The organism is Micromonospora sp. NPDC005205 (assembly GCF_040608275.1).
In the GTDB taxonomy this organism is placed as follows: Bacteria; Actinomycetota; Actinomycetes; order Mycobacteriales; family Micromonosporaceae; genus Micromonospora.
The window spans coordinates 483,807-497,282 of the sequence record NZ_JBEXHV010000001.1; the positions used below are offsets into that span (position 1 = coordinate 483,807).

The window sequence follows — 13,476 nt, forward strand, 5'->3', positions numbered from 1 at the left end:
AGCCTCCGCCTCTCGCCGAAAGGCGTCAGGCTACCAGCGCGCGACGTCTGCCATCAGTCAGCGAATGTGACCCACCGGGGGCGTCGCCGATCAAGCTGACGTTACACAGAGCCGGTGTCAGTTGTGCCTGTCCCCTACGCTGCGCCAGGCAGTTGGTGCGAGCAGTCCATTAGGGAGCGCGGAGCCGCATGGTCGACGAGATCAAGTACGAGTACAAGACCGTACGGCCAGTTCGCGGCACCGACGGCTGGGTCATCTCGAAGATGCAGAAGGATGGCTGGGAGCTCGTGCAACAGACCCCAGGCACGCTTCGCTCCACCGTCAACTTCCGTCGGTCGAAGAAGCCGCAGCCGTGGCTCCTGATCGGCGCGGCTGCCGCCGTCCTCGTGATCCTGGCCATCGTCATCGGCACTGCCTCGGCACTCAGTGGCGGAGACGAAAAGGAGGACGGGCCAGAAAAGTCGACGGCTGCGGTGGGCGAGAAACCGTCTGCTACGCCGGCTCCGACCGCTGTCGAGTCGGCTGCCACTGAGGTGATCACGCCGCAGAACAATCCGGAGTTCGCCGCGCTGCTGAAGGCAGACGATTGCGACGACGCGAATCTTGCCTTCGCGACCAGGTACGAGGGCAAGACGGTCGCGTTCAACGGCTCGATCGTGAACGTGGCGCCCCACGGCGACTACGACACCCGCTACGACTTCCTCCTGGGCCCCGGCGACATGGGACCGAACACGACGGTCGGCCCAGCCTTCAAGTACGAGGACGTCAACATCCTCGACCTGAAACTAACCGGCAAGAAGATCCCCGCCGCTGTCGGCGTTGGCGACAAGTTCCGCTTCGTCGCCGAGGTAGGTAAGTTCAACCCCGCCCAGTGCCTCTTCTTCCTCGACCCGGTCTCGACGGAAGCCCGGTAGCCAAGATGGGCAGCGCGCTGGAGCGGTGCAACCCGGGGCCCTAGCCGTTGGCCGGCACCAGACCGGTCCGTCGGTCCTCCTCGCTAGGGTGCTGCCGTGGATCACGATGGTCGTACCCTGCCGACTCCGCTGTCCGAAGCTCACGAAGTCGGCTTCGACTACAGGGACGGCGTCGGCGTCGATTTCGAGCCGTACCCGCACTTCCTCGACTCGGGCGAGATTGCCGAGTGGTGGAGAGCGTGGACCGGAAACGCCGAGCTGGACGGTTCCGAGTTCCGGGTCTTCGGGCAGGACGGCACCGGCGGCCTCGCCGCGTTCTGGCTGGTGCGTCACGGTGAGCCGATCGAGCAGCAGCCGGTGGTGTTTCTCGGTTCGGAGGGCGAAACGGGGGTCGTGGCGCAAACCCTGTGGGACTACCTGTGGCTCGTCGCCGACGGTTTCGGTCCGTGGGAAGCTACGGTCTATCCCGATCACGAACACGAGCCTCGTACGGATGCCCGCCTTGCGGAGATCGCCCAACGCTGGGCACCGTCGCGTCGCAGGTCGGCGGATGACGTCATTACCGCAGCGCGGGAAGAGTTCCCCGGCTTTGATGAGCTGATCGGCTCACTGTGCCGGTAGTTGCGAGGGGTGCTCGACAAGAGTGGGACCGACGAGAGCCCACCGCCCAACTCTTTGATGATCTGGGCCTTCCTCACGCGCGTGCGGGAGGACAGCGAGCGGCGGCAACCTCCACCGCTGCCGACCCTTCAGGCGTGGGCTGACGCACAGAGCGCGGGCAGGCGCTCCACCGCATCCGATGCTATGCCGACCACCAGTTTCCCGGAACGGCCGACCGAACGCCGGGGTAGGCGCGACGCTGGAACCGAACGGCAGTCGATTGGCTGACACGTGCGGAGGTGGCAACGCATGCCCGACGATCCCCGATACCAGCAGGCCCTCGACACCGCGGAACGCCTCCTCGGCCAACCGTTGACCCTGCCGCTGGCCGACGGGGAACCCGCGGTCGGTCAGGACTTCCGGCGGTTGGCGACCGAGCACACCTTCGGCGACTCGTGGCCGCGACCGGGCCTGGACCTGCGGAGCCGCTGCCTGATCTCGGTGGCCGTCGCGGCGGCGCTGGGTACCCACGAGCCGCTGCGGGGGCAGTTGCGCATCGCGCTGACGTCCGGCGTGACCAAGGAGGAGATCGTCGAGCTCTTCATCCACCTTGAGGCGTACGCCGGGGCGGCCCGGGCGTTCGACAGCTACCAGGTGGCCGCGGCGGTCTTCGGCGAGCACCGCTGACGACGCTGCCACCATCCCGTCTGCCGCAGCGGAACTGGCCGCCCATCTCATCACGCCTGAGTTGTGTCCTGGCCGTGCCCGATGATCTTCGGTCGGAGTTGTCGCAGCTCAGAGGCGCTGAATGGTGGGCCGCCAGGGACTCGAACCCTGAACCTATGGATTAAAAGTCCACAGCTCTGCCATTGAGCTAGCGGCCCGCGCGCTCAGGTTACCCGACCGTCTGCGGCCCGGCTGATGTCCGCCCCCGGTCCGGCGGAGCGATGCCGGTCTACGCCCGCGCCACAGGACCTCCGTCGACGGTGCAGGGCTCAGCGACCCGCTCGCGCACCGGCCTGACGTCTCCGGCAAACTCCCACACCACTTTGTCACCGGTATAGCTTCATCACCGATATATTGACGTCATGCCCACACCCACGCCGCTGCGGGAACCCACCTTCTTGATCCTCACCGCGCTCGCACGGGAACCCATGCACGGCTACGGCATCACCAGCGACGTCGCGGCCCTCTCCGGTGGGCGGTTGGCGCTGCGGCCCGGCACCCTCTACGGCGCACTCGACCGCCTCGCCGACGAGGGGCTGGTCGAGCGGGACCGCGAGGAGGTCGTCGAGGGTCGGCTGCGCCGCTACTACCGGCTCACCGAGGTTGGCCGGTCCGTGCTCACAGCCGAAACCGAACGACTGCGCCGCAACGTCGAGGCCGCCACGCAGCGGTTACGTGCTCGACCTGCGGACAACCGCGCCGCCGATGGCATCACACGCGGCCCTCTGACGGTTGCCCGCCCCATCCTTCGACCGACCGGAGGCCCGGCATGAACCAGCCCAACCCCGCGCAGGATCAGGCCGGGTCGCCGTTGGAGTCCCGCTACCGGCGGCTGCTGTGGGTCTACCCGGGTGACTACCAGGCTGAGCGGGGCGACGAGATCGTCGGCACGTACCTCGACACCGTCGATCCGGGGCGGCGCTGGCCATCCCCACACGACGCCGTCGACCTGCTCGGCGCCGGGCTCCGGGAGCGACTGCGCGGGTACGGCGCTCTCGGGCTGGTTGCGGCTCTCCCGCTGGCCGCGACCGCCGCGCTGAACACCCTGGTCGCGGTCTCCGTCTTCCTGCTCCTGCAGATCGAGTTCGAAGATCCCCGCTTCGCCGGGCTGGATCCGGTCGGCCCGTTCCAGACCCTCGGGGCCGTGATCTGGCTGGGCTGGCTGCTCGTCGCCCTCACCGCCACGGCGCTGCCCGGGGCCTGGGCCCGCTCTGTCGCGGCCGGCGGTCTCCTGCTGACCGTCGTCGTGCCGCCCGTGGCCGCCGTCACCGGGCAGCCCGGGCCGCCGCTGTTCGTGCTGGTTCCTGCCGTCGCGCTCGGCTTGGCCACGCTCGCGCTGCCCTCCCATCCCGGCTGGGTGGCGCGTGGCCTGCCGCCGCTCACTGCCGGTTGTGTAACGGTCGCATCGGTGGCATTCAGCGCCGCCGAGAACGGCGGGAACATGTTCACCTCGTACGGCTCGACCCCCGAGCTGTTGGCGATGGTCGGGGGGTTGATGTTCGCGCTGGTCCTGCTCGTCGGCCTCGGTCGCGCCCTGCGAGCGGACGACGCTGGCCTCTGGGCGACAGTGCTGCTCGCCACCCCGGCCGCCCTGTTCGGCGCCAACCAGCTCAGCCAAGGGATCTGGGGCAGCCAGGGAGGTGGACCGACCTCGGCGGCCTACGCCACCACGACCGGGTCGATCCTTCTTGTCGGCGCGGCGCTGCTGGCAGCGGCCCTCGCCGGCCAGGCCGCACGACACCAGACCGTACGTCGGCGAGTGCTCGACGACGCCTGCCCAACCTGCGGACACCGCTCGACCGCTACGGCACGGGCCTGACGTCGGGCAGGACCCAGGTGGCGGGACTCGGGATCCCGGAAGTTGGGCGCTTCTGGGCGCTCGGATGCCGCGACTTTCAGGAAGTCGAGTGGATCAAGGGGTGGGGCGGGCCACCGCGCTGGTGGGTGGTTGAGCTGCTGCTGGGCGGGTACGGGGTCGGGCATGCGGATCGTGGTGGTGGGGGCGAGCGGCAACGTCGGTACGGCGCTGCTCCGGCGGCTGCGCCGGGAGCGGGGCGTCGAGCTGGCCGGGGTCGTTCGACGGTTGCCCGGCCCGGATGCCGGCGAGCCGTACGACCAGGTTGAGTGGCACTCCTGCGACATCGGCGCGCCGGGCGCGGCCGGGCAGCTCGCCGAGGTGTTCGCGGGTGCGGACGCGGTGGTGCACCTGGCCTGGCAGATCCAGCCCAGCCACGACCAGCGGGTGCTGCGCCGGACCAACGTCGAGGGCAGCCGGGCGGTGATCAACGCGGTGGTCCAGGCCGGCGTGCCAGCCCTGGTGTACGCCTCGTCGGTCGGCACCTACGCGCCCGGCCCGAAGGACCACCCGATCAGTGAGCGCTGGCCGGCCACCGGTGTGCCCGGTTCGTCGTACAGCGAGCACAAGGCGGAGGTGGAGGCGCTGCTGGACGGGCTCGAACGGGATCACCCGACGCTGCGGGTGGTACGGATGCGCCCCGGGTTGATCTTCCAGCGGGCCGCCGGTGCGGAGATCACGCGTTACTTCCTCGGCCCGTTGGCGCCGGTGCGGCTGCTGCGCTTCGGCCGGATCCCGCTGGTGCCGGCGAACCGCCGGTTGCGGATGCAGGCGGTGCACGCCGACGACGTGGCTGACGCGTACGCCCGGGCGGTGTTGGGTGATGTTCGCGGCGCCTTCAACGTCGCCGCGGACCCGGTGCTTACTCCGGAGCTGGTGGCTCGGCACTTCCACGGTTGGACGGTGCCGGTCGCCGCGCCCGTGCTGCGGGCGGCGGCGGCGCTGAGCTGGCGGGCGCGGCTGCAACCGGTCGACGCGGGCTGGGTGGAGCTGGGTCTGAACGCCCCGCTGATGTCCAGCGAGCGTGCGGAGACCGAGCTGGGCTGGCAGCCGAAGATCAGCGCGCTGACGGCGCTCAAGGAACTCTTCGCCGGGATGGCCGACGGCGACCACACATCGAGCCCTCCGATGTCCGGCGCACCGAACCTGCCCGGCCGCCCCGCCGCCCTCCTCCACGCCCGCCCCCCAGGCGAAGGAAACCCCTACTGAGGTACGCGGCCTCAGCTCAGTTTGGAGCCCGTCACAGTGGGGTTGCGGGCGCCCAGGAAGAAGATGCCGGGGAAGCCACGGGTCTCGAACTTGGCGCTGGGGTTGCGCCGCAGGGTCGAGTTTTCGATCCTCATCGTGCCGGTGCGGTTGTTGCTCACGAAGAAGACCGCGCCGCCGCCCTCGTTGGCAGTGTTGTTCTCGATGATCGTGCCGGCGATCCGTACGGTGAACTCGTTGCCGTCGCAGTAGATCGCGCCGCCGCTGCCGCCGCCGGGCGTACCGGACTTGGCCGGGTTGGCGCCGCTGCCGATTGCCTCGTTGTTCCTGAGCAGGCTGTTCAGCACCACCCACGACACACCGATGCTGCTCAGCGCCCCACCGTTGGAGCAGGAGCCGCCGTCGAAGGTGCTGCCCACCACGTACACCGGCTTGTTCTCGTACTGGCTCAGCACCCGGACGCCCGCGCCACCCAGGTCGGGGCCGGTGCGGTCGCAGCGGTTGCGGACGAAGCGCGAGTTGACCACCTTCAGCCGGCCGCCGCGTACGAAGATCGCCCCACCGCCGCCGCCCTCGGCCTTCTCGCCTGTGGAGTTGCCGTCGGCGAAGGTGAGGTTCTGGACGGTGAGCTGCGGGTGATCCTGGTTCTGGCAGTGCGAGGTGGTGAAGCCCTGGGCCTCGTCGCAGGTGTTCATGTAGAGGATGCGGCGCTGCCCCTGGCCGCTCAGCGTGACGGTGCCGCCGCCGTCCAGCACGATCTTCGGCCCGTTGGCGTTGCGGACCTTGGCGGTGGCGGCCATCTTGATCGTCACCGGGGCCGGTCCACAGTTGAATGTGATGACTCCGCCGGCCGCGACGGCCTTCACCACCGCCGCGGAGGTGCAACTCGCCGGGGTGCCCGTGCCGATTCTCCGGGTCGGCTTCGAGGTGTCCACCGCGCGCGCCTCGGCCGGCACGGTGGCCCTGCCGTTCGGGTTGCCGGCGGCGAGCACCTTGTTGGCGGGCTTCGGGCTGGCGCTGGCCCCCGGGCCGCCGAGGCCGTCGCGAGCCCCCAACGCCTCACCCTGACCGCCGGTGGGCAGGGCCGTCGGCGAGGCGGTCGAGCCGGCCTCGAAGGTGGGGGCCGGGTCGTTGGGCGCGCAGGCGGGCAGGGTCGCGGTGGCGACACCGAGGACGAGGAGAGCGGCAAGCGACGTCATGCGCACCCCCGTGATGCTAGGAGCCACGACGGCATCGCGACGAATCCGCCGAGCCGTTTTAATGCACTGCTAAGCCACGTCCGCCGCCCGCCGCGCCGGATCCGGTGCGGTGAGCGGTGGTCAGGCGTGGGAGAGGGCGAAGGCGGTCAGGAAGCCGGCGACGGTGATCAAACCGACCAGCAGGTGAGCGTTCTCGAACGCCTCCGGGATCATGGTGTCGGTGATCATGGCGAGGATCGCGCCGGCGGCCAACGCGGTGATTGCGGCCATCACCTCCGGCGGCGCGCCCCCCAGCAGCGTGTTGCCGACCAGCGCGGCGACGCCACTGATCAGCGCGATCCCGGTCCAGAGCAGGAACACGTACCGTCGGGTGCGGCCGGCCTGGCGCATGCCGGCGGCGCTGGACAGCCCCTCCGGGACGTTGCTGAGGAACACCGCCGCCACCGTGACCAGGCTGACCGCGCCGCCGCCGAGCAGGCTGGCGCCGATAACGACCGATTCCGGTACGCCGTCGAGCAGCGCGCCGACGGCGAGCGCCGAGCCAGAACCAGGCTGCTCGCTCTCGGAGGGTTGCTGGTCGCCGGACCGCTTCCGGTGCCGGGCGCCGTGTCGGGCGAGAGCCAGGTTGGCCACTGTGTAGACCACCGCGCCGGCGGCAGCGCCGAGAGCGGTGGGCAGGAGCCCGCCCTGCGCGTGCGCCTCGGCGATCAACTCGAACGACACGGCGGAGAGCAGCACTCCCGCGCCGAACGCCATGATCGACGCGATGAGGCGCTGCGGCACCCGGGCGAACCAGCCGACCGCCGCCCCGACCAGCAGAGCCGACCCGGCCAGCAACCCCCATCCACCCGCCTGTAACCACTCCGGCATTCGCGGGACCGTACCCACGTTCGCCGAGGCGACAAACCCGTTTGTGAGGAGGGCTCAGAAGTCGGCGAAGAGGTACGGCACCCGCCGGGGGAAGAGGCTGCGCAACTCCGTGGCGGCGTCCACCGGCACCTCGCCCAGACCGCGCAGTGGCAGCTCGGCCGGGTCCAGCACCCCGTACGCGAGGGCGGAGAGACCGGCTGCGGTGAGCGTGGCGGTCGGCGCGCGGCCGGTGCTGTCGTCGACCAATTCCAGCGCCCCGGTCGTGCCGTCGAGCAGGTGGGTGCCGGCCAACCAGCGGTCCCCGGTCAGCTCGATCCGCACCCGGCCCGGGCCTGCGGGCAGCCCGCTCAGCGCGTTCAGCGACAGCAGCCGGGCCATCGGCGCGGACGCACCCGGCACCTGGGTACGGGCCTCGACGTGCACGTCCAGGTCGGTCAGCCACAGCTCGGGCAACTCGTCCGGCGGAACCTGAACGGTGATCCGCTGGATCTGGTCGACGTGCCGGGCGAAGAACTGCAACAGCAGCGCCCGCGCGAGCGGGTCGGTGACCAGCAGTTCGTTGCCGTGCAGCGTGCCGCCGTAATCCTCGATCCGGTACGTCACCGCGCCGGTGACCTCCCCGCCGACCCGGGCGGTGAGCAGCCAGTACTCGTCACGGTCACGCATCCCGACCCCTCGGTAGTCCGGGAAGATCGCGAAGCCGTGTCGTTCCTGGAGGTTGCGTTCGGTGAACGCCCGCCACGCCGGATAGCCGGCGGCGACGCGTTCCCAGCCGACCTCGCCGGGCAGGTCCACCCGGAGCAGCGAGCCCAGGTTGGCCGGGGTGAAGGTGACCCGGCGCGGCTTGGGTAGCCCGATGTAGCCGAACCGGGCGTAGAAGCTGGGCCGGAACGGATAGAGCGCGCTGAGCGGATGGCCCTCGTCGCGCATCTCGTCGAGGAGTTGGTGCAGCAACGTCCGGACGTGTCCCTGCCGGCGGGCCAGCGGATGGGTCGCCACCCCGGCGACACCGGCCATCGGCAGCACCACCCCGCGCAGGTTCTGTCGCATCGGGATGGCCGAGACGGCGGCCAACGTGGTGCCGTCCTCCTCGGCGATCAACGTCCGGTTGCCCTGGTTGTAGGGCAGGTAGTCGCGGAACTCCGCCGTCCGGGCGGCGCTGAGCGGCGAGGACTCGAAGGCGTACGCGGCAAGCGGAAAGCTGGTGGTGAGACGGTCGTCGTCGGTCACCCGGCGAATGGTCATTCGCCCATCTCAACCCGCCGCGCGGGTCGCAGCAACCGGATTGGCCCGATCCACGGCCGGCCCGGCGTCAGCCGACCGGCAGGTGCCGCAGGTGGCGACGGCGGCGCAGGCGGACGCTGGCCACCGCGGCCACGCCCAGAGCCAGAAGGGCGGTGACGGCGACCCCGTGCAGCAGGCCACGGGAGAGGTAGCCCTGGTCGGTGTTGTCGACCGTCCAGGTGGCGATCTCCCGGCTCGACCAGAACGGCGTCAACCTCGCCCCCGACCCGGCCGGGTCGATCAGCATCTGCACCGTCACCACTGTGAGCAGCAGCAGCGTGCCCTCCAACTCGCGGGGCAGCAGCGCACCGATCAGCATTCCGAACGGCGCCGCCACCGCGACGGAACAGAGCAGCGCCGCCGCCAGGCCGCCGTACCGCAGGTCCGCGCCGTCGATCATCGGGAGCAGGAAGAAGGGTACGGAGATGACCAGTCCCACCGTCCACAGGCCGAGCATCCGACCGAGATAGAGATGGTGCGGGCGGTAGCCGGCCAGCCGCAGCCTCGGCTCCAACTCGCGGGCCGCGGTCGTGGCGAACAGCGCGGCGGTGCTCACCGCCCAACCCACGCCGAGCAGCAGCGAGCGAACCGACTGCCCGAGGTAGGCGTCCCGCCGAATCAGGTAGAAGGTCAACGGCATCATCAACAACAGCAGGAGTACGCCTCGACGCCGCAGCAGCTCCCGCACTGTCATCTCGGCGACGGTGACGAGCCGGTTCACGGGCGGCCTCCCTGGATGCCGGGCGCGTGCCACCCGGACTCGTGTGCCGGGGTCAGGTCGAGCACGATGTCCACCCGGTCGAGTTGGTTGAGCAGGTGGGTCACCACGACGATGGCCGTGCCGGCGTCGCGCAACCTGCTGAGCTGGTCCCAGAAGTTGACGTACGTGCCCTGGTCGAAGCCCTGGTACGGCTCGTCGAGCAGGAGCACGTCGGGGGCGCTGAGCGTGGACATGGTCAGGTTGAGCTTCTGTCGGGTGCCGCCGGAGAGGTGGCGGGCCTGCACGTCGCCGCCCGCTTCCCAGCCGAGCTGCCGGGCCGCCGCCCGACCGGCGCGGCGGGCCGGGCCCCGGGCCACACCCTGACCGGCGCCGACCAGCACGAAATGCTCGTCGGCGAGCAGGAAGTCGGCGGTGCCGCCGGATTGCGGGCAGTAGCCGAGCCGCCCGGAAACGGTCACCTCACCGGCGTCCGGCGACATGAGGCCGGCGCAGATCCGGAGGAAGGTGCTCTTGCCGCAGCCGTTCGCGCCGACGACGGCGGCGATCTGTCCGGCCCGGACGGTGAGCGTGGCGTCGCGCAGCACGGTTCGCCGTCCGTACCGCTTGGTGATGCCTGCCGCGTGCAGCCGGACCGGCCCGGGGCGCGGGCCGGGCGCGGTGCCGATGCTCTCCACGACAGCGCCCGCGTACTGCTGGGGTGGGCCGAAGACGACCCAGGGGTCGCCGCCGCCCTCGCGTAGGTGCGTGGCGGCCTCGGCGACCACGTGCCGTGCGGCGTCCGCCGCGACCCGGCGCTGGTGCAGCTCGGCTGTGAGGGTACGCAGCCAATCGTCGGCGTTCACCGGGTGACCCCCTTCGTGACGATGTCGTTCACCGGCCGGACGAAGGTGAGCCAGGCGCTGCCGCCGGCGTGGAGCGCCGCGTGCCCGTCGTCGGTGAGCCGGTAGTACTTGCGGGCCGGCCCGGCGTTGCCCTCCCGCCACTGCGCGGTCACCAGGCCGGTCTTCTGTAGGCGCAGCAGCACCGGGTAGAGCGTGCCGCCCTGGATCGGCCCGACGCCCGCCGCGTCGAGCGCCTGGGCGAGTTGGTAGCCGTAGGACTCGCCTTTGGACAGCAGGGCCAGGACGCAGATGTCGAGCACCCCCCGCAGCCACTGCCCGCGCCGGTCGGAATCCACCCGTCGGACAGTAGCGGTGCTAGCTAGATGGCACAACCACCTACTGTGGCAGCGGTACCCGAACCAGTCGGTTCGGGTGAGCCGCCGAGGGAGCCGTACGGGTCAGCGGGCGACGACGTCGGAGACCACGACTGTGACGTTGTCCGGTGCGCCGGCGTGGTGAGCCAGCTTCACCAGCTGCTCACCGCACTGCTGGCGGTCGGCGTACATGCCCAGGGCCGCGGCGATGGCCTCGTCCTCGACGTAGTCGGAGAGCCCGTCGCTGCACAGCAGCAGCCGGTCACCGGCGACCACGGTGAGCACCCCGACCGCCGGTGGGGTGTCGGCGCCCTGCACGGCCCGGGTCACCAGGGACCGCTGCGGGTGGTGGCGGGCCTGCTCGGGAGAGAGGGTCCCCTGATCGACAAGCGCCTGCACGAACGTGTCGTCCCGGGTGAGCTGGGTCAGCTCCCCCTCACGCAGCAGGTAGCAGCGGGAGTCGCCCACCTGGGCCAGCACCAGCGTCTCCCCGGCCAGCAGCGCCGCGGTGAGCGTCGTACCCATGCCGTCCCGGCTCGGGTCGACGGTGATGGCGGCGTGGATGCGCTGGTTGGCGGTGCTGACCACGGCACGCAGCGCGTCGGCGGCGCCGTCGGGGTCGGTGGGGGGAGCCAGCTCGTCCAGGATCCGGATCACGATCTCGCTCGCCACCTCGCCCGCAGGCAGCCCACCCATGCCGTCGGCGACCGCGATCAGGCGGTCACCGGCGAGGGCGGAGTCCTCGTTGTTGGTGCGCACCAAGCCGATGTCGTTGAGGATGACCGAGCGGAGGATCAGCGTCATGGGGTCAAGCTTGCCAAGAACAACCGGCATTCGTCTCTACGCCTCCTACCTAGGTCGAGAAATGATTGCGATTATCGTCGACGAGGTCGACGGTCCGTGACCGATCGGCGCGGTCTCAGCGGCGCGGATAGCGCAGCAGCAGGCTCGCGGCGACCTCCTCGTCGCCCACCGCCGCGTAGCTGTGTGGCACGTCCGACACCCAGCGGAGGTGGCCACCGGCCGTGGCCGTCAGCGGTGCGTCGGCCGGCCCGGCGCGCAGCACCCCGGCGAACACGGTGACGTGCTCGGTGACTCCCGCCGGGTGGGCGGGCGAGAGCTGGCCGGCGCCGGGCGCGACCCGCATCCGGTACAGCTCGTAGGTCGCGTCGGTGTCGGTGAAGACCTCCAGCAGGGTGGCGGTGACCGCGGCGCCGTGCACGGTGGGCCCGGCGGCGGGCTCCGCCAGCACCGCCGTCAGCGGTACGCCGAGCTGCGCGGTGACCGCCCAGAGCGTCTCCAGGGTCGGGTTGCGGGTGCCGTGCTCCAGGCCGGAGAGGGTGGCCTTTCCGACACCGGCGAGCCGGGCGAGTGTGGACAGCGACATCCCCTGCTCCTCGCGCAGGGTGCGGACCCGGCGCCCGACGACGGCGGGATCCACGTCGAGGCCCGGGCGGGGGGCTGGTGGTGGGTGCGGCACCCGGCTATCGTGCTACACGCTTCCGTTCCGTAAACGGAACAGTCGGGAGGAGTGTGGTGGCCGGACGCGTGCAACCGGTGCTGGCAGGGGCAGTGACCGCGCTGGTGGGCTTCGCCAGCTCGTTCACCGTCGTGCTGGCCGGGCTCCGAGCGGCAGGCGCGTCGGACGCACAAGCCGCCTCCGGCCTGCTCGCTCTCTGCGTGGCATGTGGGTTCGCCGCCGCCTGGCTGGGCTGGCGGTACCGGATACCGATGAGCGTGGCCTGGTCCACTCCGGGCGCGGCGCTGCTGGTGGCGACCGGGCCACCGCCGGGAGGATGGCCGGTAGCGGTGGGCGCCTTCCTCGTCTCCGGTGTGCTGATCGTCGCGGCCGGGTTGTTCCCGCCGCTCGGCCGTGCGGTAGCCGCCATCCCCAAGCCGGTGGCCGGCGCCATGCTCGCCGGGGTGCTGTTGCCGCTGTGCACCGCCCCGGTCCGCGCGCTGGTCGAGCTGCCGGTGGTGGCCGGATCGGTGGTGGTCGGTTGGCTGCTGCTGCACCGGTTCGCCCGACGCTGGGCGGTGCCCGGTGCGCTGGTGGTGGCCGTGGCGGCGATCGCACTGACCGCACCGCCGACCGGCCTTACCGCTGCCGCCCTGATCCCGTCGGTCACGCTGACCGCGCCAGCCTGGAACGCGTCCGCACTCGTCGGGGTGGCACTGCCACTGTTCCTGGTCACCATGGCCGCGCAGAACGTGCCCGGCATGGCGGTGCTGGTCGGCTACGGCTACCGGCCGCCGTTCGGCGCCGCACTGCGGACCACCGGCCTGGCCAGTCTGCTCGCCGCCCCGGCCGGTGGGCACGCGGTGAACCTCGCGGCGATCACCGCCGCGCTGGCCGCCGGCCCCGACGCGCACCCCGACCCGGAGCGCCGATGGGTCGCCTCGGTCACCGCAGGTGTCGGGCTGGCCGTGCTCGGACTGGGCGCCGGCGTGGCCACCACGCTGGTGGCGGTCGCCCCTCCGATCCTCATCGAGGCGGTCGCCGGGCTGGCGCTGCTGGGCGCCCTCGCCACCGCGCTCGCTGCGGCGGTGACCGAGCCGGCGACCCGGGAGGCCGCCGTGGTCACCTTCGTGGTGACCGCGTCCGGGGTGACGCTGATCGGCGTGGGCGGCGCGTTCTGGGGCCTGGTCGCGGGCTGCCTGATGCTGCTTCTCTTCCACCGCCGCCAACCCGCCCCGGCCGCGCCCGCCTCCGCCGCGCCGGACGAGTCCGCTCACGCCGCGCCGGACGAGCCTGCCCCGGCCGCGTCGGGCGAGCCTGCCCCAGCCGCGCCGGACGAGCCTGCCCCGGCCGCGCCGGGCAGATCCACTCGGGTTTCATGAAGTCGGGCCGTCCCGAGGCTCCGGACACCCCGATTTCCGTGAACCTGAGTCGATCAGGGCCGTTG

General features: G+C 71.3%; 15 protein-coding genes and 1 tRNA gene. 7 read left to right on the forward strand and 9 right to left on the reverse strand.

Annotation, left to right across the window (positions count from 1 at the left end; translation table 11 throughout):
• The first annotated feature begins 188 nt into the window (after positions 1 to 188).
• The 3 genes from ABZU43_RS02295 (at position 189) to ABZU43_RS02305 (ending at position 2,201) form a co-directional block, all read left to right on the forward strand.
• Positions 189 to 914, forward strand: coding sequence for a DUF4839 domain-containing protein (locus ABZU43_RS02295; RefSeq protein ID WP_355004766.1), 726 nt, complete (start codon positions 189 to 191; stop codon positions 912 to 914).
• A gap of 96 nt (positions 915 to 1,010) precedes the next feature.
• Entirely contained in the window at positions 1,011 to 1,535 is a 525-nt protein-coding gene (locus ABZU43_RS02300; protein WP_355004767.1) for an SMI1/KNR4 family protein, read from the forward strand.
• 288 nt (positions 1,536 to 1,823) lie between these two features.
• Positions 1,824 to 2,201, forward strand: coding sequence for a carboxymuconolactone decarboxylase family protein (locus ABZU43_RS02305; RefSeq protein ID WP_088986731.1), 378 nt, complete (start codon positions 1,824 to 1,826; stop codon positions 2,199 to 2,201).
• Positions 2,202 to 2,323: 122 nt separating this feature from the next.
• On the opposite strand, the gene ABZU43_RS02310 is transcribed toward ABZU43_RS02305, so the two are convergent.
• Positions 2,324 to 2,398 (reverse strand) — tRNA-Lys (locus ABZU43_RS02310).
• Positions 2,399 to 2,602: 204 nt separating this feature from the next.
• Between ABZU43_RS02310 and ABZU43_RS02315 the strand changes: the two genes are divergently transcribed.
• The 3 genes from ABZU43_RS02315 (at position 2,603) to ABZU43_RS02325 (ending at position 5,304) form a co-directional block, all read left to right on the forward strand.
• Positions 2,603 to 3,013 (forward strand): helix-turn-helix transcriptional regulator, encoded by a 411-nt coding sequence (locus tag ABZU43_RS02315; RefSeq protein WP_355004768.1) that lies wholly within the window; start codon positions 2,603 to 2,605, stop codon positions 3,011 to 3,013.
• The gene (locus tag ABZU43_RS02320) at positions 3,010 to 4,059 is read left to right on the forward strand and encodes a GlsB/YeaQ/YmgE family stress response membrane protein (protein ID WP_355004769.1); all 1,050 of its coding nucleotides are present in this window, start codon (positions 3,010 to 3,012) and stop codon (positions 4,057 to 4,059) included. The genes ABZU43_RS02315 and ABZU43_RS02320 overlap by 4 nt, the downstream gene beginning before the upstream one ends.
• Before the next feature lie 162 nt (positions 4,060 to 4,221).
• Entirely contained in the window at positions 4,222 to 5,304 is a 1,083-nt protein-coding gene (locus tag ABZU43_RS02325; protein WP_355004770.1) for an NAD-dependent epimerase/dehydratase family protein, read from the forward strand.
• 11 nt (positions 5,305 to 5,315) lie between these two features.
• Here ABZU43_RS02325 and ABZU43_RS02330 read toward each other — a convergent pair whose 3' ends face one another.
• From ABZU43_RS02330 to ABZU43_RS02365, 8 genes are all read right to left on the reverse strand, one after another.
• Positions 5,316 to 6,500 (reverse strand): hypothetical protein, encoded by a 1,185-nt coding sequence (locus ABZU43_RS02330; RefSeq protein ID WP_355005175.1) that lies wholly within the window; start codon positions 6,498 to 6,500, stop codon positions 5,316 to 5,318.
• Between the two features lie 120 nt (positions 6,501 to 6,620).
• Positions 6,621 to 7,370, reverse strand: coding sequence for a ZIP family zinc transporter (locus tag ABZU43_RS02335; protein ID WP_355004771.1), 750 nt, complete (start codon positions 7,368 to 7,370; stop codon positions 6,621 to 6,623).
• 54 nt (positions 7,371 to 7,424) lie between these two features.
• Positions 7,425 to 8,600, reverse strand: a complete 1,176-nt coding sequence (locus ABZU43_RS02340) for a GNAT family N-acetyltransferase (RefSeq protein WP_355004772.1) — start codon at positions 8,598 to 8,600, stop codon at positions 7,425 to 7,427.
• Between the two features lie 82 nt (positions 8,601 to 8,682).
• The gene (locus ABZU43_RS02345) at positions 8,683 to 9,375 is read right to left on the reverse strand and encodes an ABC transporter permease (RefSeq protein WP_355004773.1); all 693 of its coding nucleotides are present in this window, start codon (positions 9,373 to 9,375) and stop codon (positions 8,683 to 8,685) included.
• Entirely contained in the window at positions 9,372 to 10,217 is an 846-nt protein-coding gene (locus tag ABZU43_RS02350) for an ATP-binding cassette domain-containing protein (protein WP_355004774.1), read from the reverse strand. Before ABZU43_RS02350 ends, ABZU43_RS02345 begins: the two co-directional genes overlap by 4 nt.
• Positions 10,214 to 10,552, reverse strand: coding sequence for a PadR family transcriptional regulator (locus tag ABZU43_RS02355; protein WP_355004775.1), 339 nt, complete (start codon positions 10,550 to 10,552; stop codon positions 10,214 to 10,216). The genes ABZU43_RS02350 and ABZU43_RS02355 overlap by 4 nt, the downstream gene beginning before the upstream one ends.
• 102 nt (positions 10,553 to 10,654) lie before the next feature.
• Positions 10,655 to 11,374 (reverse strand): protein phosphatase 2C domain-containing protein, encoded by a 720-nt coding sequence (locus ABZU43_RS02360; protein WP_355004776.1) that lies wholly within the window; start codon positions 11,372 to 11,374, stop codon positions 10,655 to 10,657.
• A gap of 115 nt (positions 11,375 to 11,489) precedes the next feature.
• Positions 11,490 to 12,050 (reverse strand): XRE family transcriptional regulator, encoded by a 561-nt coding sequence (locus ABZU43_RS02365; protein ID WP_355004777.1) that lies wholly within the window; start codon positions 12,048 to 12,050, stop codon positions 11,490 to 11,492.
• Between the two features lie 56 nt (positions 12,051 to 12,106).
• Between ABZU43_RS02365 and ABZU43_RS02370 the strand changes: the two genes are divergently transcribed.
• Complete coding sequence (locus ABZU43_RS02370; protein ID WP_355004778.1) at positions 12,107 to 13,411, forward strand: benzoate/H(+) symporter BenE family transporter; 1,305 nt, start codon at positions 12,107 to 12,109, stop codon at positions 13,409 to 13,411.
• The last annotated feature ends 65 nt before the right edge of the window (positions 13,412 to 13,476 follow it).

Coding starts and splice junctions, on each gene's coding strand:
- ABZU43_RS02360 (WP_355004776.1), bottom strand. CDS start 11,374: ATGACGCTGATCCTCCGCTCGGTCATCCTCAACGACATCGGCTTGGTG.
- ABZU43_RS02325 (WP_355004770.1), top strand. CDS start 4,222: ATGCGGATCGTGGTGGTGGGGGCGAGCGGCAACGTCGGTACGGCGCTG.
- ABZU43_RS02335 (WP_355004771.1), bottom strand. CDS start 7,370: ATGCCGGAGTGGTTACAGGCGGGTGGATGGGGGTTGCTGGCCGGGTCG.
- ABZU43_RS02295 (WP_355004766.1), top strand. CDS start 189: ATGGTCGACGAGATCAAGTACGAGTACAAGACCGTACGGCCAGTTCGC.
- ABZU43_RS02305 (WP_088986731.1), top strand. CDS start 1,824: ATGCCCGACGATCCCCGATACCAGCAGGCCCTCGACACCGCGGAACGC.
- ABZU43_RS02330 (WP_355005175.1), bottom strand. CDS start 6,500: ATGACGTCGCTTGCCGCTCTCCTCGTCCTCGGTGTCGCCACCGCGACC.
- ABZU43_RS02315 (WP_355004768.1), top strand. CDS start 2,603: ATGCCCACACCCACGCCGCTGCGGGAACCCACCTTCTTGATCCTCACC.
- ABZU43_RS02320 (WP_355004769.1), top strand. CDS start 3,010: ATGAACCAGCCCAACCCCGCGCAGGATCAGGCCGGGTCGCCGTTGGAG.